Below are 21,808 nucleotides of genomic sequence, written 5' to 3'. Positions count from 1 at the left end.
TGATATCCTTTATTTCAACAGATTTCCCAGCTTATCCGATAATCGGCTTGATATTTGTTCAAATTGCCCCATAGACAATTGATTATATGTAAAATCCGTAGGGCTGCGCTCCGCCTGATCTTTAGTGCAACAATGATGGATAATATTCAATAGATGTTTTTTAAAGCCGATCGTTAATCGATCTACCGTCGCTACACCATATTCAAACCCGTTATATTCAAATTCAAACCGAAGGATTCCGTTCGTGATCATGCCGTTAATGTCAAATGTATTCGTCTTTTCCGCACGCGGGCTTCTCTCACCATTGGCTAAGTCTGCTAATCGGGAAATACGCCAAGGCATGTCTGTCTTGTTTTCTTCGTCGAATTGTCCCAAATAATTGAAGCTGATTTCCGGGAATGGTGCAGCTACTAGAGAAGCGGCTTTAGTCTGGTCCTTGGTCAAATAACGTAAAATACCATAACCGACGCCCTTATTAGGCACCCGCCGCAGCTTATCTTTAACCATTTTGATCTGATAGGCCAAGTTCTCGGGTCTGTTGACCTCGATTACAAAGGGATACAGGGAGGTAAACCAGCCGACTGTACGAGAGATGTCCAAATCTTTAATGATCTCCTCCCTGCCGTGTCCCTCCAGCAAAATCGGGATTTCGTTGTAACCGCTCCATTCATAAAAAGCCAGGCCCAAGGCTGTAAGCAACAGATCATTCATTTCCGTATGATAGGCATGATGTACATGCTTCAATAGCTTTTCCGTCTCATCCCTGCTGAGTACCACCTCCGCTTGGCGTCGATCTTGCATCAGGCTAACCGCGATTTCATGATCTCTTGGCAACCGACGTATCCTGCGTGAATCTACATTGTTCCAGTAGCTGATTTCTTGGCGTACCTGTACACTTTCGGCGTAAGTGGTCAGTCCTGAAGCCCACTCTTTGTAAGCATCAGTCTTGGCGGGCAGATTCGGCATCTCACCCCGAGCTACCTGATCATAGGCGGTGCCCAAATCTTCCAGCAAAATTCTCCAAGACACACCGTCTACAATAAGATGGTGGATAACGATCATCAGATGATCTTCACCGGATAAATGGAATAAAGCCAAGCGTATGAGAGGACCTCGTTGCAGATCCAAACTGCTTTGCAGCTCATCGCCAATGTGTCGGATTTCTTCTTCAGGCTGGCTTGATTGTGTCAAATCATAGCTCGTTAATGTAAAGAACTCACCTTCGTTCACTCCCCTGTTATAGGCGGTGGTTCCCTTTTCCTCTTCCACAAAAATGATGCGTAATGCATCGTGATGAGCTACCAGCTTGTCCATAGCGTTTTTCAGCCATAATTCATTCCATCCTCTATCATTTTGCAGCATGACTGCCTGATTATAATGGTGACGATCTCTCCGATGATGCTGAAAAAAATCGAGTTGAATAGGTGTCAATTCTACCTCACCTTCTACAATCCCCTGGGGAATGATACGGGTGATTTTTTTTATAAACGGTGCTATCAAGTGAATTTCAGGGTAACGGAATAAGTCCTTTACTTCCATTTTCAGGCCTTTGGCATTTAAGCGGATTGCAATTTGCAAGGCTTTAATCGAGTCCCCGCCAAGCTCGAAAAAGTTGTTGTGTAATCCAATTGGTTTAACGCCAATCACTTCTTCCCAGATCAAAGCGATTGTTTTTTCCAATTCATCCTGTGGTGCCTCATACACGCTATCCAACAGTGCTATTTCATCCGGTTCGGGCAGATTGGATCGGTCTATTTTCCCGTTATGGGTCAATGGCAACTGTTCCAATACAATGATTTGGGCTGGAACCATGTAGACTGGTAACTGCTGAGCCAGTTTATCTCGCAGCATGTCTTTCTCAGCTGCACCTGCAACATAGGCACATAAGTACTTTTGTCCCGCCGTGTCCAGTCGATCAACAACAACCGCCTGGCGTACTCCTTCCGTTTCGAGCAAAATAGATTCAATTTCTCCAGGCTCAATCCGGTATCCGCGAATTTTATATTGGTAGTCAGCTCGCCCGATAAAATCTATATTCCCATCTGGCTGCCAGCGTGCCAGATCCCCCGTACGATACAAGCGTCCACCGGGCGAGAAAGGATCAGACACGAATTTCTCCGCTGTAAGCTCCGGTCTGTTCAGATATCCCCGCGCTACAGAAGCCCCACCAATACACAGCTCGCCCGTTACACCGACAGGGACCGGACGCATCCTGTCATCAACAATGTATAACTTATGATTCGGTAGAGCTCTGCCGATAGGCACAATACCGGACAGCGGCAATTTTTCCAGCTCGTTCTCATAAAAGCTAGACTCGATTGCAGCTTCGGTAACTCCATACGTATTAATAATTCGCATCTTGCTGCCAAAACGGGTCAACATCTTACGGTAATCTGCAACAGCCAAGCTATCTGCTCCAGTAGTAAGCAGCTTTAGGGAACTGATATTTGTACCGTGCTCATAGATGTAATTCAATAGCAGAGCTAAAAGCACAGGAGGTGTCTCAAACGTAGTAATCTTCTGCTGCTCCAACAGTGTAGCCAGGGCAGCTGGATCATTTCTCACGTTTTCAGGACAAATGACTAAGGTACCTCCATTGACAAATGCCTTGGCCAAATCGCATGCAAACACATCAAACGACATGCTGGCAATTTGCAGTAGCTTAACTGGGAAATTTTTGAATCCTTGGCTGTGTCTGTAGCCGAGTGCAGTGTTGACATATTGTTGATGTTCAACCATAACGCCCTTGGGCTTACCTGTGGTACCCGATGTATAAATGACATACGCCAAAGAGCCGGGCTCATATGTGGAGATATACTGCTTGTTCGAATCCATCTCGGGCTGGAGTGGCAAGGTAGCGAGATCAACTACCTCGCCCATAAAATCCATTGTTTTCAGCCAGCCCGTCAGGTGAGATTGCGTAAGCACAATCGTCGTTCCGCAGTCACGCAGCATATATTCAATACGTTCTTCTGGATACACGGGATCTACTGGCACATAGGCAGCTCCTGCTTTCATAATTCCCAGCACCGCCACTATCATCTCAACAGACCTGTCAACCATGACAGCGACCAGACTCTCCCGTGTAATTCCACGCTTCTGCAAAAGATGGGCAAGAGCATCTGCCCTATCATTAAGTTGTCTGTAAGTGAGCATCGTATCTTCATATATGACGGCCGCTCGTTCTGGTGTACGCTCCGTCTGCGCTTCGAATATCCCGTGAAAAGTAAGTGCAGGAAACTGGACAACGGGTCCGCTCCATATTTTCGTCATATTAGCCTCTTCTTCGGTTGTTAACAGCCGAACGTCACGAAGGCAAACATCTGGATTGCTGGCAATTTGGAGGAAGACATGCTTCAAATGATGGGCCAGATGCTTCATCGCTTCACTGCTATAGACCTTACCGTTATAGGACAATATGAAACTCATTGCCGTCTTGTCTTCAACTTCAATGTTAAAGTCATACGGTATTTCTTCAAATAACCGGGCGTCTTCAATAATGAATCCGAGTTTGTCTTGCCAGTCCCGTCTCCCGATCATGTTTTCCAACGGATAGTTCTCGAATACAACGATATGATCAAGCAAGCGTTGCTTGAGTGCAGATTGCGACTGGATTTCAGCAAGTGAACAGTAACCGTTCATCCTTCCTTGGACAGAGGCTCTCTGGACATCGCGCAATAATTCAACAAAACTCTTTTCTTCATTTAATCTAATTCGTAATGGAATGGTATTAATGAACAATCCGACAATTCGCTCTACTTCATCCAATTCCGACGGGCGGCCAGATACCACCGTGCCAAAAACTACGTCCTTGCTTCCGTTGTAACGACCAAGTACAATTCCCCAGGCGGCCAGAAAAAGACTGCTAAGCGTGGTCCCATTGCATTCAGCAATCGTACGCAAAGTGCTGGTCTCTGTTTCCGTCAGCGTCGTTCTATATTCCTGCAGCAGATAGCCGCCTTTTTCAGGAGTTGTAGCTGGAGTTTTTAGCATCGGAAGTCCGGCCGTTTGTTCGTAACCTTGTAATTCAGAACGCCAGTAGTCCTTGGCCGCCTCCTGATCCTGTTCTTCAAGCCAGTCGGCATACCCGGTGTAAGGTCGTGGTTCAGGCAATTGAACGGAACGGCCTGTACGATAGGCCTCATAGGCCGTTAACAACTCGTCCATTATGATGCCAAGACACCAGCCGTCCATAATAATATGGTGAAAACTTAAAAGCAACGTATAAGCATCTTTATCCGTCTGAAGTACAGCCATCCGGATGAGCATATCCCTGCTCAAATCGTAATGGGTGTTACGGTCCACATCCATAAATCTACGAATAGCGTCGGCTTGCTCCTTTCCGGTCAGCTCTGTCATATTTTCGTAAGTAATCGCCGTGTTTCGCTTTTTAAAGACAATCAGCCGCGAACGAGAAGCGGATTTATGATAAATGTTCGAGCGCAGCGTTTCATGACGCTGAACCAACAATTGAAAGCTTTTTTGCAGGGCATTCCAATCCAGATCTCCCCGAATAGAAATACGTAATTGCTCGTAATAAGCCTGTGATTCTGGTTCCATCAGTGCATGGACGAGCATTCCTTCCTGTAAGGGAGTCAAGTTGACCACTTTTTCAATTTCAAGTCCTTTGATCATGGATATCCTCCTCGTACGAATCGTTATAGATTCTCATAAAACTGCTTCATGTCTTCAAACTCATCCAGATCCAAACCACGTGCTCCCACATCCGATGGTGTTAGTTGCCGTCCGGATTGGTCCAGACAATGCTGAATGATGCCCGACAAATGATGTTCAAAACGCAACAGAAGCATTCGGATAGTATCTGCTTCATACGCTTGACGGTTATAAAGCATGCAGATGGAAAGCTTACCGTCTTTCAGCCGCCCATCCAGATAGAGGTGATAGGCTAAATCTGAAACGCTACAATTCTGGTCGGACCATAATTCAACATCCATAGGTGATGTATGAAAGTGAGAGGAACTAACCGATTCAGAATGAATCAAGCGGAAGCCAATTTCCGGGTAATACTTAGCATTAAGTTCCGATTTACCGGAGGTTGCAGAGCCATATTTTAGTAATCCATATCCTAAACCCTGGTTGGGTACTTGCCGGACTGTCTCCTTTACGTTTCTGAGCAAAAGAGAACTGTCTTTCCCAGGCTCCATATCCAGGACAAGCGGATATATGGAACCGAATTGACCTACGGTTCTTGAAAGGTCCGGTTTGTCCAAAGTCACCGTTTGTTGCTCCCGATCATAATGTTCAAATCCAATGGCGATCTTAGACTGTCCAGACCATTCCACTATAGTCAATCCCAATGCAGCAAGCAGTAACTCAGCGGTCACCGTACTATAGGTTTGATTAGCCCGTGTTAACAGCTGGCTTGTTTTCTCGTCCGAAAGCTGTATGATGCAATGTTCTACTGGACGAAGTGTTTCTGAATGTGCAGGTGCCTTATGGTCCTTCGGTATAAATTCTCCATTGAAATGAACCTTATCCAGCCAGTAGAGTTTCTCTTTGGCCAGCTTTTTGCTGTCTGCATAGTCTTCTAGCCACCGCATCCAGGAGCGGTAAGAATCTGTTTTGTCAGGAAGCACTATCGGTTCCCCGGTAAGAGCTTGTTCATAGGCAGTTGTGAAATCCTCAAGCAGGATACGCCAAGATGTGGGATCAGCCACTAGCGGATCTACTGAAAGGAAGAACTGGTCGGAGCCCGACATCCTGAATAAGCCTGCGCGTACTCTGGGTCCCTCAAACATTCCATAACTGTTTTGAATTCGGAAGCATTCGGTCTGTAATTGCTTGCTAGCTTCATAGGCATCATCTGAGAGTGAGAACACATCAAGTGTGAACAATTCTTCATTTTCATCTCGGTATACAAGGGTAGACGGTTCGTCGATCGACGCCAGACCAAGCCGTAGTCCCTCGTGATAAGTAGTTAATGTTTGCAGCACAGACCGTAACAGATCCTCATCGAAGTCCGGGTTACCTGCAAATAGCATGGATGTTGTCGTCTGCAAGGTGTACAATGTACCCAGTTCATTCAACTGCCGCTGAATCGATGTTATTGGAATCTCTCCATGTATCGAATTCTGGTCTGTGTAGCGGAACAAAGTTGTCACAAGCTTGCTAAGCTCCTCAATGAACGGGTGCTCCATTAAAAGAGAAATGTCAAGGGAATAGCCATGCTGACGCAGACGTGAGGCCACCTGAACGGCCTTAATAGAATCGCCGCCAAGCAGAAAAAAATGATCTCGAACGCCTATATGATCACATCCCAAAACGTCTTGCCATACCACGACCAGCGCCCTTTCCACATCAGTTCTTGGAGCAACATAATCCGTTTGTAAAGAGTCATGACGGTCCGGCTCAGGTAAAGCTTTTCGGTCAGTTTTTCCATTGGCCGTAAGAGGAAGCTGCTGCAGAGGCACCACATATGCTGGAATCATATAAAACGGCAGCTTCTGCTTGAGCGCATTTTGCACGTCCAGCGGACTTAATGGCTCAGAAGCCACAAAGTATGCACACAAATCCTTGTAGCCGTCTTTGTTTTCCCGAGCTACGACCACTGCTGACTGGATTCCGTCTACGGACAGCAACTGCGCTTCAATCTCACCCAGTTCAATGCGATATCCTCTTACTTTAACCTGTTGATCGATCCGCCCCAGATATTCAATGTTGCCGTCAGGCATCCAACGAGCCAAATCTCCTGTGCGGTACATCCGCTCATAACCCTCCGCTCCGCTATTAAACGGATTGGTAGCGAACTTTTCCTTTGTCAATTCCGGTCGATTAAGGTAGCCCCGGGCTACTCCTATACCACTGATACAAAGTTCTCCCACCACTCCAATCGGTTGCAATCGCTCCGTACCTTCCTGTACAACGTACAAATGAATATTATCAATCGGTTTACCGATCGGGATCACCGAGTGCTCTTCCACAGGCTCGCATTCAAAGAATGAAACGTCTACAGTAGCTTCTGTTGGACCATACAAGTTAATTAGTTTTGCGCTTCCAATCCCTGACATAATTCGATAGAAACGCGCCACCTGCTGAGGAGGCAATGCTTCGCCGCTGGCAAATACATGCTTTAGCGTTTTCAATTTGGCTTGCACGACTTCCCTTGGTTGCTGCTCCAGATATTCCAGAAAAATATGCAGCATCGCAGGTACAAAATGAAGGGTGCTTACCTTGTCTTCATTAATCGTGTTCAGGATCTGTTCGGGAGACTTTTCTCCGCCGATTGGCAACAAGCTTACTTTAGAGCCCACCATCGACCACCAGAACAACTCCCATACGGATACGTCAAAAGTAAAGGCAGTTTTTTGCAAAATCGTATCTTCTACGTTCAGCCCATATCTATTGTGCATCCAGCAGAGCCGATTCACGACGGAGCGGTGCTCAACAATAACCCCTTTCGGTTTCCCTGTGGAACCGGAAGTATAGATGATATAGGCCGCATGGTTGGGTTCTGCTAGAGGCGCAAGGTTGGAGGCATCTTCATGCCAGCTACTCATGCAGTCGGTCATAGGCTCCGTCGACCTGGACGCTTGCAAAGCCATGATCGTGGAAGCATAATCCAGCACCATTACCTTGCAGTCCGCATATTGCTTCAGCTGTTCTGCAAACTGTGGTTGTGTCAGCACCAGTTGTGTTCTTGAATCTTCAAGCATATATTGAATTCTTTCTTGTGGGTATCCCGGGTCAATGGGTACATAAGCTCCACCCGCTTTTAGAATTGCATAGATGCCAATCATCATCTCAGGTGAACGCTGAGCGATAATCCCCACCGGCTGATCCGGTCCCACTCCTTCCGCCCGCAGCGTTCGCGCTAAACGATTCGCCAGCTCATTCAACTCTTGGTAAGTCATACACTTATCTCCAAATATGATTGCCATGTCATCTGGAGTCCTGCTAACCTGCTGCTCAAACCTTCCATGAATCGTTGCATCCCGCGGAAAATAGGCAGAGGTGTTGTTGAACTCATATAGTAATAAGTGCTTATCTTCTTCTGTCAGCATATCCATGTCAGCCAAGCGAATTCCGACATCTTGAGTTGCGATTTCCAACACTTTTATATAATGGAGGGCAAATCGCTCAATCGTCTCCAACTTAAACAGGCTGGTCGAATACTCCCAGGTGAAAGTTAAATAGTCTTGAGTTTCCGTTACATGTAATGAAAGATCGAACTTCGATACACCTGCATTAAACTCATTCGGTTGCAAACGAAGTCCCTCGAATTCAATGACCTCTGTTCCCTTATTTTGCAGACTGAACATCGTATCAAAGATGGGATTGCGGCTTACATCGCGTACTCGATCCAGTTTGTCGACCAGTTGTTCAAATGGATATTCCTGGTGCTCCAACGCAAGCAGAGTGTTATGTTTGACGTCCTCCAGGAAAGCACTGAATGGCTGGGACGCTAGCGGTCGATTACGGAGAACTAAAGTATTCACAAACATGCCGATCATCGCTTCCGTATCCGCATGCCCTCTACCCGCTGCCGGCGTACCTACGAGGATGTCCTCTTGCCCAGAGTATTTACTTAACAGCACATTATAAGCTGCTAAAAGCACCATAAAGAGCGTTGCTCCCGTATCTCTTCCCAATTGATTTAGTCTTTCCGTCAGCTTGGGTTGCACATTGACGATAAGACTGTCCCCTGCGAAGCTCTGACTTGGCGGACGAGCAAAGTCAGTTGGCAGGTCCAATACAGGGAGCTCGCCGTCCAACGTGTCTAACCAAAATGCTTCATCCTTTACTTGGCTGTTTCCGGCATAATGTTGTTTTTGCCAAACGACATAGTCTTTGTAGTGCACGTCAATGGGGGCAAGTGGCATACCCTGATACCGCGTGCTGATCTCATCCATTAATACTGCCATCGAGAAGCCGTCTGAAATGATATGGTGCATATCGATCAGCAACATAAACTGGTCACGATGGATTGCGAACAGCTCAGCACGAATTAAAGGAGCCTTACTCAGGTCAAAAGGCTGAATAAACAGTTCATGGGCGTGATTAGCATCCTCTTCGGAAATTGGAGTAACAGGAATGTCCAGTGAAAGCATATCCTTTACCTTCTGCACGGTTTCCCCGTCTACTAACTCAAAATACGTCCGAAAGGATTCATGCCGTGAAAAAACCTCCTTCACTGCATCAATGAACCTGGAAACGTGTAACTCTCCCTCTATATGCAGTTGACCCGATACATGATACGCTGCACCTCCACCCAGTTGATCCAGCACATACATTCTTTTTTGAGCGGGAGATACCGGATAAAAGGGATGTAAATCTGCCGGAACAAGCGGCTCAAACTTTCGCTTTTGTCCTCCTTTTACATGTGCCGCCAGTTGTGCAATCGTTTGCAAATGTAAAATTTGTACCAGCGGAATATATACTTCGAATTCCTTGTTAATTCTGCTTAGAATAACAGTCGCTTTTAAGGAGTCTCCACCCATTTGAAAAAAATTATCGTTGTATCCGATATTAGATACATTCAAAACTTCCTTACATATGGATATAAGTTTGTCCTCAATCATATTACCGTCAGAAACCTGCTTCTGCGAGTCCTCTATCCTGATATCTTCTGGTTTCGGTAATGATTGAAAATCCGGCTTCCCATCAGCCAAAAGAGGGATGCTATCCATCAAAACCCAAAAGCGAGGTTGCCCATAATCAGGAAGTATTGAGCTTACACTCTCTTTCAGCTTCGCTATATCCCACGAATTAGAATTATTGTCCACTATATAAGCCACTAGATACGATGAGTTACTGCTCTCGCCGTCTTTCCGTGCCGTCAAAACACAGGCATCCAAATCCAGTGCTCGCAAAAGATGTTTCTCTATCTGCTCAAGATTCACTTGATGCCCGCGAATAAGAACATCTTGGTTAACTGCACCAATATGTCGAATTCTCCCTCCAACCTCGACATAAGCCCATTCCAGCGTCGTTCCCAGTAAACCAGCGGATGTGGCCAAATATACTTGTCCGATGGTACCCGTAGGAGACGGATGTTTATATTTATCCAAGACACAAGGATAATTCCCTTTAGAATCCGAGTGTGTCGCCCACACTTCCAGAAGCCGCTCCCTTTGCGTACTTCGAAGCAAAGACAGCGCAGATACACGCATTCCGTCTTCCTGCACAATCGAGCTTAGCAGATGTAAAAAGTACTGCGCCCATACCTCTATAGTGTCTTGTTGAAAAAGACTTGCAGCATAGTCAAAATCAAGCCGCAATTGCTGACCAGACTCCGTAACATTCAGGAACAACTCATACTGACAGGACAATATTTCATGTTCCAACAATTCTGTTTCCAGTCCGTAATAGTGAAACTCCGGAATGGGCCTATCCATATTGAACAACACCTTAAGAATGGGCAAATGGCTTAATCCTAGCTGGGCAAGTCCGGCAAAGCTGTATTTCTGATAAGCATCCAGCGTATGCATTACTCGCTTGACCGTCTGCGTGAATTCCGTGAACGTTGCTCCAGAGTCTACCTCACAAATCACTGGAAGTAAGTTAACGCAGTGGCCAATTAGCGGGGACACACCCATATGAGATTGCCCTGCGGTTGGAATACCTACTATTATTTGATTTTGGCCTGTCAGTCTGTGCAAGAAAAGCTGAAAAGCAGACAATAAAGTCACAAACAAGCTGTTGCCAAGCCGAATACTGACTGATTTCAGTTGCTTCACCAGAGGCGCATCCACCACAATGGTGTGCCGTGCTCCGCGCGAAGAGGGAGAGCTGATGTTGCGTTGGAGAGACGGCAAGTCAAGAACTGGCAATGGCTTCGCAAGTACATCCGACCAAAAAGCAAGGGCAGCTGCTCCACCTGCCTCTAACTGGTTTTGCTGCCATGCTGCGAAAACTCGGAACGGAACAGGATCGGGAAGCGTGCAGCGTTCGCCCCGTACACAAGCGGAATAAAGTTGTTCCAGTTCATGGAAAAATACACCGATGGACCAGCCATCTGCAATCAGATGATGAAATGTAAATGCAGCGATGTGCTTCTCATTCGACGTTTTTAAAAGCTGGATACGGAATAAAGGTTCCCCCGCACTTATTGGGAATACGGTCTCCCTGTCTTTCTCCATCCAAGCACGGATATCGTGTTTCTGCTCCTCTCCAGAAAGACTGCTGATATCATGTAGCGGAATGCTGAGGGTCATTGCCGGAGCAATAATCTGCGTTTCTCCGTCCTCCCCCATAAAGGTGCGTAAGGCTTCGTGGCGCTCAACGATGCGATGGACAGCCTCGTTAAATTCCTTAACATGTAGCGGACCCCGGAAACGCAGTAAAACAGTTTCATGAAGCGACTGCGATTCCTTAAAATCCGACACCGAGGCGAACCATAATTGCTTCTGATCCGGAGTCAGCTTAATCGTCGATTCCTTAAGGTCTGCAGTTGCAGTTTCAGGAAAAAAAGCCTTGTTTAGATCGTTTGCATGAGGGTGCAGATCCGGCAGAAACCCTCCTTTGCGCAGCTCATCAACGCTCTCTTTAATTGCCTGTACAATCCGCTCTATATCTTCCGAAGTATGAGCCGTTGACAAAAAACAGTTCCGGCCTTCCCATATATAAATTCCTTTATCCAGCATGTGATAGAAGAATAGTTCCAAGTCACCTTTAAGGACGAAGCGGAACAAGGAACCGAAGTAAACGACCTTTATAGGTATCTGTTCCTCCGTAAAATAGTGATTCAGTTCTGCTGCGAGCGCCTTCGTACGACTATTCAGCTCGTTATGCAGTTGCCCCCTGTCCTTCTCCAACCGCTCTAGTACGGCCAGGGAAGCTGCCATAGCCAGGGGGTGATGGCAAAAAGTTCCCGCTACAAACGTCCGCTGTTGCTCATGCGTTGGATAAGAGTCATCTCCGAAGCTCCACATTCCTCCATCAATTCCATCCATGAACGATGCTTTTCCTGCCACGATACCGATGGGAAGACCGCCGCCAATGATTTTACCGTAAGTTACAAGGTCGGCTTCAATGCCGTACCACGCCTGCGCACCCCCCGGCTGAATACGGAAGCCCGTAATTACTTCATCAAAAATGAACGCGGTCCCGGATTGTTCCGTAATCTGGCGTACTTCCTTCAGAAAAGCTGCAGGCTGGAAATCAGGGCGCCGACTCTGCACTGGTTCTATGAGAACAGCAGCCAGTTCATGGGCATGGGAGCGGATATATTGGAGTGACTCGTCCGTTCCATAGCTGAGCACAACGACATCGTCCACCATATGCTGTAGTACACCAGGTGCCAGAGGAGTGGAATGTTGTTCCCTGTCATCCGTTGCTCCCCCCAATGCCAATATTCCATCAAAGGTACCGTGATAGGAACCAGAAAAAATCACCACTTTATCGCGCTCGGTGGCAGCCCGTGCTAACCGAAGAGCCACCATAATCGCCTCTGTCCCCGAGTTATATAGCGCAATTCGTTCCATGCCTGTCATTTTGCAAATTTTTTCGGCAATCTGCCCGGCCATATTAGACATCGGTCCAAGGCACATCCCGTTATGTATTTCCTTCTCTATCGATTCACGGATAAAGGATGGGTTGTGACCAAACAAGTTGACCCCAAACCCCATCGTCAAATCAATATATTCATTACCATCCAAATCCCAAATTTTAGAACCCTCTGCACGTTGGGATATAATCTGATACACCATTTCCTTGAGAGCAAGCCTAAATCCGGCCACATTCCGGTTATTGGCGTATACAGACCTGTATTGCTGAGTATACTCTTTGGTCTTTCGTGTGCGCATCGTGTAATGTTCAATCAGCTTTTGCAGATGCTTTTCCTGCCTAAGTGAAAGTGAATTATGGGCCTGTACATTTATTTTTTGATAAGGAACAAATGCTTTCGGTTTTTTTCTGTCTGGCAAAACAGCTGACATGGAAGCCTGTACGGGGGAAACAGAAGTAACTGTGGCAGCTACCTCCTTCATCGCGGATGTCTGAGGCTCGACAGCAGTTTGTAGTGAAAGCGATTCAGGCATTGCCACTGGTGCAAGCCGAGATTGACACAGTATTTCCATCTGCTGCGACATGAGTTGAAGTTGCATTTCTAAAATTCGTTCTCTCCCCGCAAATACATCCTTATTTGATAGCTTGCTTTCTTGTGGTGCGGGGCCTTCTATAGGGATAGTAGATTTTTGACTCCAGCCCGACAAAACGGAAGGTACCGAAGAAGTGATACTAGACGACGCACCCAGCTGATGCTCCTCCGAATTCTGGAACAATTCTTCAGAGGTCGAGGCTACCCTATCAGCAATATAATTTGTCAGCAACTCCAGCGTAGTCAGTGATTCAAAAAACTCGTTCATCGGGATATCCAAGCCAAACGTACTTTTAATGCTGTGTCTAACCTGAGACAGAAGAATAGAGTCTAAACCCAGTTCTAAAAAATGTTTTTGCGGCTCTAATTCGTCTGGACTGAGTTGGGATACACTTTCGATTATTTTTGACAGTTTATTAGTAATCGTAGATTTTTGGGGATTGGAAGCAGATTCCGTCGAAAAATACTCATTCACCATCTTTTCAGACTCCTTTACTATGGGGTATTCAAGGAATTAATTTTATCCTTTCCAGCTGTGACGCTAGCCTAAAAAGCACGATATAACCTAGCTAGGGGTACAAGATAAGGTAAAGTTCTCATAGGAAGGTAAATATGAACGGTCCACTGTATAAGGAAACCATCCTTATACTAATAAAATATAAGTATCCATCTGGTAAAGCGAGGATCTAATTTGTTTTATTAAACCATTAATGGCTAAATTCTTTAATTCAACTTATTATGCAGGATATAGTTTTTTTCCAGTATTGATTCTTAAAAACTCAAATATTTTCTTTTACCCGCTGACATGCGTCCTCATAAACTTTAAAATTCACGACACTCAAAGCTCAAATTAAAGACTCAAAGGCTTTAATATGGTTGCTCTGCCCTTTACGAGCGATTACAACCACTTGCAAAATATGACCTTTGTTTGACTCCTGTCGATTCAGCGCAGCCTCACAGCCCAATTGCGATTTTCTTCCACTGGCTTTTTTTATAATTGGTACCCGCACTACTAAAAATGCCAAGTCCTAAGAATAGAACCTGACATTTTATCAAATTTGGAGCGTAAAGACGCCGAGGTGCACTTTACTTAATTTTTCGGCAAAATAATACGGGATTGGCCAATTCACTTAACGTCTCACATTAATATAAGTTCGCATGTTAAGAAGTCACTTCGTTTCTTGACATTAAACGAACCAGAACTGCCTTTGATCCGGGGTTAGTGGAATGACCGTTTCATCCACATCCACTGTCGATACTTCTGAAGGGTCAGCTATAGACACACTTCGCTTACCTGGACCTGGGCCTTTCCCGATCGGGGTCAGATCAGGCAAGAAGCCCCCTTTACGCAGCTCATCTACACTGTCCTTGACAGCTTGTATGATCCGCGCAATATCTTCCTCCGTATGAGCGGTCGACAAGAAGCAGTTCCGCCCTTCCCAGATGTAAATACCCTTTTCCAGCATGTGATAGAAGAAAAGCTCCAGATCACCCTTGAGTACGAAGCGAAATAGTGAACCAAAGTGAACAATCTTCATGGGTATCTGCTCATGGGTAAAGTAACTATTTAACTCTGCTGCCAACGCCGAAGTACGGCTGTTCAACTGATTTTGCAGCTGTTCGCCGTGGCTTTCCAAATAATCCAACACTGCTAGGGATGCCGCCATCGCCAGCGGGTGATGACAGAACGTTCCGGCTACAAAGGTTCGCCGATGCTCATTCTGAGGATAGGAACCATCTCCGAAGCTCCAGGTGCCACCGTCAATCCCATCCATAAAGGCGGCTTTCCCTGCTACGATACCGATTGGCATCCCTCCGCCAATAACTTTACCGTAAGTCACAAGGTCAGCTTGTACACCAAACCACGCCTGAGCGCCTCCCGGTTGAATTCGGAAGCCTGTAATCACTTCATCAAAAATAAAAGCTGTACCAGATTGCTCCGTAATCTGACGAACCTCTTGTAAAAAGGCCTTCGGCTGAAAATCGGGACGACGGCTTTGCACTGGTTCCACTAGCACAGCAGCCAGCTCCTGCCCATGTGTGCGTATATAATCCAGCGATTCATCCGTTCCATAGTTAAGTACAACGATATCGTCCACCATGTGCTGCAAAATGCCAGGCGCAAGAGGTGTGGAATGCTCCTTATTGTTGCCAGCGCTACCCAACGCAAGCACCCCATCGAATGTACCGTGATAGGAGCCGGCAAAAATGGCTACTTTGGCTCGCCCGGTGGCAGCACGCGCCAAACGAAGAGCAACCATAACCGCCTCAGTGCCGGAATTGTACAAAGCGATCCGTTCTACACCGGTCAGCTTGCAAATCTTCTCGGCGACTTGTCCTGCCATGTTGGACATAGGTCCGACACACATGCCGTTCTTTAGCTCTGCCTCAATTTTTTCACGGATAAAGGCTGGATTGTGTCCAAACAGATTAACACCAAAGCCCATGGTCAAATCTACATATTCATTCCCATCCAAATCCCAAATTTTGGCCCCGTCTGCACGTTGAGATACAATTTGATAGACCATTTCCTTTAAAATAGGCCGGAAGCCAGCTACATTACGGTTATTCGCGTAGACAGACCGATACTGCTGAGTGTACTGCTTGGTGCTTCGCGTCCGAGCAGTATAGCGCTCAATCAGCTCTTGCAGATGTTGTTCTTGTCGTTGTGAAAGCAATTCATGGGCTTTGACCTCCAGCTTTTTATAAGGCGTAAACGGTTTTGCTTCATGGCCTGCCTTCTTCGGAACAGCTAGTACCGGTGAAACAGTAGCTAATGCAGTTGCGACTTCCTGTTTGGTTTCAATGATCTCTGCGCTTCCTCTATTTGCTGACGACAAACCCCTTTCCGGTTGAAATGATTGAGAAACGGATGTCGGAGGAGTCGGTTGAGTTCGGAGCACATCAAGCTGCTGTGACATCACGTGCAGCTGCTGCTGCAAAATCTGCTCGATACCAGCAGAAGTCGCTATAACTGTTGTGCTTTGAAATGGCTCTTGCCCGGACGTAACTATTCCATGAGTCGATGTACCAATTGCGCTGGAATCCTGCCCTGTCCAGGTTGATACTGTAGTAGCATCTACCCGATTAAGGGGTATTTCCGGTTGGCTTTCCAGAGCACAAACTGCTGCCTCGTCAGAAACGGAACTCACCTGATCTGCAACGTAGCTAGTCAACAATTCAAGCGTGGTCAGCGATTCAAAAAATTCATTCATTGGGACATCCAGGTCGAATGTATCCTTGATGCTGTGGCGGACCTGGGACAAATTAATGGAGTCCAGCCCTAGTTCTAGAAAATGTGTTCGCGGTTCCAGTTCCTCAAGACTAAGTTGTGACACATTACCGATCATTTTCGCTAGCTTTTGTTGAATGGAATATTTATGCTTTTCCGTAAACGACGCTGACGTCGAATACTCATTCTCCATAATTTCAGACTCCCTTACTATTGTATTTTTATAAACGGGTGCAGTCTGCTCCGCTCGAACCTGTTCTGGAACATGAATCCAGCACCTTTTCCTTTCAAACGGATACGTAGGCAGCGAAATCCTTTTGTACGGGTGACCTGCGTATAGCGTGTCCCAGTCTATCTGTGCCCCCTGTACGTACTTCACTGCTACTTGCTCCAGTGCTTGCAAAGTGTCTGAGCTTCCGACGGCTGTTTCTGTACCAACATTACTATCTACTTTCCCAATGTATACACCTTCAATGGCCTTGCCCTGCTCATGAAGCTGATGTAATTTCGCTTTCAGGGCCTCCGCTCCTTCGGCTATCACAGCCACTCGATATGTTAAGTGACTTCTGCCTGTGTTAGCCGTATAGCATACATCCTCCATCGGCAATTCTTTCTCACGTTCAAAGCGATCCACGTACCGTGCAATCAACTCGCTTAAAGCTCCTTCAGTTCGCGCCGATAGTGTCAGCAGCAATGGCGATGATCCATTTTTTCGGTCGGTGGTTTCTTGGTCCGCACCCTTTTTCGCTATATATTCTTCCAGCACCACGTGACAGTTTGTCCCGCTGAAGCCAAAGGAACTCACCCCGCATCTTCTCGGGAATCCGTCTGTCTTCCATTCCCTCAGTCTAGTGTTGGCATACACCGGAGATTCTTCAAAATGGATGTTCCGGTTGGGTGTGCGAAAATGAACGAGCGGTGCAATTTGCTGATGTTTCATTGACAGCACGCATTTGATCAATCCCGCAATCCCAGCAGCTTCGTATAAATGCCCAATATTCGTTTTGACCGTGCTTATCGCCACAAACTGCTTGCGCTGTGTAAATTTGCGGAATGCTTGGGTAATGCCCTTAATTTCAACGGGGTCACCCAGCTTGGTGCCAGTACCATGGGCTTCAATATAGCTTACCGTCTCGGGATCGATCCGTGCATCACGCCACGCCTGCGAAATGACTTCTGATTGAGCCAGCGCATTGGGCGCGGAAATTCCAATCGTACTGCCGTCCTGATTAATCGCGCTTCCTTTGATCACACCCAGAATGTGATCTCCGTCTTTTTCCGCTTGACGAAGCGGCTTTAAGAGAACGGCTCCAACGCCTTCGCCCCAGCCAGTGCCGTCCGACTGATCGTCGAATGCTCGTGCCCGGTCATCGGAGGATTCCATGCCAATGCCAGCTTTCAACGGCAGCAAAATGGTCTTCACTCCACCGGCCAAAGCCATCTCGCAGTCTCCATTCAAAATCGACTTACACGCCAGATGTACCGCCACGAGTGACGAGGAGCATGCCGTATCAATGGTCAGTGCCGGGCCTTTTAAATCAAGCAAATACGCAATCCGACTGGAGATAACGGACGGAAGATTGCCTATGCCAAAGTTTGGAAGCGCCCCTGGCTCCACTTCGGACAACAATCGTTCATATTCAAAGCTGGTTTTGGAGAATCCAACATACACTCCTACCTTTTTCCCCGACAGCTGTTTTCCTCCATAGCCTGCATCCTCAATCGTGCTCCAAGCAGTTTGCAGAAATAAACGCTGATTCGGGTCCATCAGAGAAGCTTCCCGTGGAGTTAGCTTGAAGAAGGTGTAGTCAAATTTGTCGACTTCATCCAGATAGCCACCTTCGGCGATTTGCATGTTTCTCCCTTCCATATTCAGACGGGAAATAAAAGCTTCGGCATCCTTTTTTCTTTCGTCGCTATATGGACTGATATGGTCTGTACCGGAAGCTACATTCGCCCAAAACTGCTCCAGTGTATCCGCATGAGGAAACTTACCGGACATGCCAATGATAGCAATATCCAAGTCCTCTACCTCCTCTTTGGATTCCAGTTGCGGTGCTGTAATCACCTTATGACCTAAATTCTGACTGGATATATATCCAGCTAGCTTGGCGATAGTCGGATAAGAGAAGAAGTCCGTTACCTCAATATGAATCCCGAGTTGTTCCTCTAATTGGTCCACGATCTGAACGAGTTGTAAGGAAGTTACGCCGATATCAAAGTAGCTGTCTTCCGTTCCAATTGACTGTACATTTAAAATAGCTTGGCAAATCCCAATCAGTTTTTGCTCGATCTCACCTTGATGAATAGGGGCATGGTTCGCTACCTGTGTAATTTGAGTGGCCTCCGCCAGGGATGCCAATACTGCATCAAATTCTCCCTGCTCGTAGCTCTGAGCTAGCTTGTAGCGCTGAACCTTTCCACTAGTAGTTTTGGGAATACGGCGGATTGGAACTACATCTTGAATATGCCATCCTCCCCGATAGTTCAAATGGCTTTTCAGCCTTTGAACTGTTGGCAAAAATAACTCTATTTTTTTCGTGTGCATCACAAAAACAACAATACGATCCTGTCGAGTTTGTGCATCATGTACACCGCAGACAGCTACTTTCCCCAGATCCACCCCGTCCAGTTCCTCTGCAATCCTTTCGATATCATGCGGATAAACGTTCTGGCCGTTCACGAAAATAATATCCTTGGCTCTACCTGTAATCACCAGTCGTCCGTTTCTCATAAAACCCAAGTCTCCGGTAATGAGCCAGCCATCCTCTGTCTTGACCTTTGCGGTAGCCTCGGGATTGTTATAGTACCCCGCAGTCACATTTTTGCCGCGAATTTGAGTGTATCCGATTACATCATCTTTTAGCACCTGATTTTGCTCATCACAAATACGAACGGAGGTGCTGGCCATGGGGTAGCCCAAATCCGCAAACGTAAGACAACGCTTATCGGATGAATCTACTTCTTCTATAGGTTCACCTACATGCAGCTGCTGCCGATTTAAATGAATGGTAACAAAATTATTTTTATCCAAAGGTGGAGTGGAGACACCTACGCTGGCCTCTGCCAAGCCGTATACAGGATACATGATATTTTTATTTAATCCATGTACACTCATGGCTTCCATAAATACATGGCAAAGCTCCACCGATATGGGCTCAGCCCCATTTAAAATCATACGAACACTTGACAAATCCCAGTTATCCGCTGTTTTAGATTTATATTGATCAAGGAAAAATTTATAGCCGAAGTTAGGAGAACAGATTTGAGTCACCTTATGCTCCGACACCTTTTTTAGCCATAATGAAGGACGTCTTATAAAAAGAGCTGTTGGCATAATGAGTTGCTTGGCATGGGCGATGACACAAGTTAAATGAAAAGCGATCAACCCCAAATCATGTGTGAGTGGCATCCAGCCCAGATACGCATCACTTGAAGTCATTCCCGTTTGACTGGCGATATCCCGAATATTGTATACGAGATTCTCATGCGTCAGCATGACTCCCTTAGGATCACCTGTCGAACCAGAGGAAAATTGAATAAACGCCAAATCCTCCGGTCTGGATTCATGTATGGTCCCTTTGTTCTGATCGGAATAATCAAAATCATGACTAGAAAAGGTCGCTTTTTTTACAGAATCAAAGAAATCCAGCATCTCATGCTGGTGAGAATACTTTTCTAGCTGCTCTAGTACTTTATGATCCGCAATCATGTAAGGGCAAGTAAGGGTACTCCAGATTTTAAACAGCTTCATTTTATGTTCATCATTATTCCCGATACTTACAGGTACGGGGACGATTCCTCCGAGCAGACAGCCCCAAAACACATTCACAAAGGTATGATTGTCTTCAATTTGCATAATTAGCTTATTACCAGGCTGTACTCCTTTTTCCTGCAATTGATGAAGCACCTGCAGTGCTTGCTCCAGAAGCTGACTGTAGCTTACATACTCCTCCTGTGTATCACCTGAAATGAAAATAATCCCATTTTCAGCTCTACTGGCTCGGTCCTGAATGATTTCAATTAAAGTTTGAAACTGTTCCATCCTGATCCCTCCTCAAAAGGTCTAAAACTTCCTCCTGCTCTCCTGCAGATACTTGTTTGGTTTGCAATATCAGGCGAATACACTCCAGCGCTTCGCGTCTTAGTTCATAAGCAGAAGAAGAGTTGTCCGATTCTATGCTTTTGAGTAACTCTTCCAACCTGCGAATAGGTAAAATAACCCCCTTATGATACTCATCCTCATTCCAATTGGCATTGGGTGTAGACATCGCCACCGCCAGCGGTTTGACCAACCAATCACGGATCGAAAAACGACGTTCCAGTTCAATCCGATCCAAGTCTCTGTCCAAGGAAAGCACCTCAAAAGCGATGTTTGTTTCCTTTGCCAAGTTTTTCAGCACCGTTCGCGGTCCTAATTCAATCCCCTGCTTCACCCCATGTTTCTCCATATACTGCATCGTTTGTATCCACCGCACTGGACGGATCATTTGCAAATGCAAACCTTGACGAATGCTGTTGGCATCCGTATATGGCAGTGCTGTAACATTAGAAATGACAGGCCACAGTGGTTCATGAAACGTATATTTTTGCAGTTCCAATGCTAATCGGTCAGCAGCATGCTGCATAAGCGGGCTGTGAAAAGGGCCGCTTACCTGCAAACGGGTAATTTGGAACCCGCGTTGCTCTAATTGTCCCGCCACCGCAGCAACAGAGACATGATGACCAGAAACGACGTATTGATAGGAAGAGTTATAACATGCGATGGTAATAGGCTGACTGGTTACGGCATAATGATCGCACAGCTCTTCTAGCAGATTTAAATCAGCCCCACGAACAGCAACCATGCAACCCACTCTGGCCTCTGAGGCTTCTTCCATAAAGCGTCCTCGTTCTTGCACCACCCGCAAAGCATCGCCAAACGACAAGACTCCGCTGCTTACCAATGCAGAGTACTCACCCAAACTATGTCCTGCCGAAAATTCAGGAATAATCCCAACATCGTGCATGTAACGTCTGAATGCGATGACACTGATCGTGAGAAGTGCCGGCTGGGTGTAGGATGTTCTCGATAATTGAGAGATGGGTCCTTCCATACATAAAGTTTTCAAATCATACCCCAAAATATCAGCAGCCTCTTCAAAAATGTGACCTGCCTCTGAAAAACCGTCATGCCATGCCGCTCCCATCCCGACATACTGAGATCCTTGTCCCGAAAAAAGCAAAGTCATGCGATTCATGTCCAACCCCTTTCCTCACCATAAAAAAAGCGGTAAAACAAATGTTTTATGGGATCCAGATGTTCACATTCCTATGTATTTAAAATAGATACAGCAAAAACAACAAAATGTCTTGCCACAAACAAACAGTAATCGACATGTTAAAGTAAATCGTTTTTGAGTTTCATGATGTAGTTAGAAATAAAAAGTGTGTAAGTAGACTTGGAAGTGTAAAAAAATGGAGAGTGCTGGAAGTTCAGGCTCGATACTTAGAAACTTCAGCATCATAGATGAGTGTAG

4 protein-coding genes are annotated in these 21,808 nt (G+C 46.2%); all 4 read right to left on the bottom strand.

The annotated features are described in order from the left end of the window. Positions 1-9: 9 nt before the first annotated feature. Positions 10-4,635, bottom strand: coding sequence for an amino acid adenylation domain-containing protein (locus MHI21_RS12795; protein ID WP_342420148.1), 4,626 nt, complete (start codon positions 4,633-4,635; stop codon positions 10-12). Positions 4,636-4,658: 23 nt separating this feature from the next. After that, on the bottom strand, positions 4,659-13,535 hold the full coding sequence (locus MHI21_RS12790; protein ID WP_342420147.1) for an amino acid adenylation domain-containing protein: 8,877 nt from the start codon (positions 13,533-13,535) through the stop codon (positions 4,659-4,661). 709 nt (positions 13,536-14,244) lie between these two features. Continuing rightward, positions 14,245-20,334: an aminotransferase class III-fold pyridoxal phosphate-dependent enzyme gene (locus tag MHI21_RS12785; RefSeq protein WP_342420146.1), complete on the bottom strand. Its 6,090-nt coding sequence runs from the start codon at positions 20,332-20,334 to the stop codon at positions 14,245-14,247. Further along, positions 20,309-21,529, bottom strand: coding sequence for an ACP S-malonyltransferase (gene fabD / locus MHI21_RS12780; protein ID WP_341161412.1), 1,221 nt, complete (start codon positions 21,527-21,529; stop codon positions 20,309-20,311). The genes MHI21_RS12785 and fabD overlap by 26 nt, the downstream gene beginning before the upstream one ends. Positions 21,530-21,808: the final 279 nt, after the last annotated feature.

This window comes from Paenibacillus sp. FSL H8-0168 (assembly GCF_038592955.1).
Taxonomy (GTDB): domain Bacteria; phylum Bacillota; class Bacilli; order Paenibacillales; family Paenibacillaceae; genus Paenibacillus; species Paenibacillus polymyxa_B.
The sequence above is the reverse complement of the archived record's forward strand: the minus strand, read 5'-3'. Positions and strand labels throughout refer to the sequence as shown.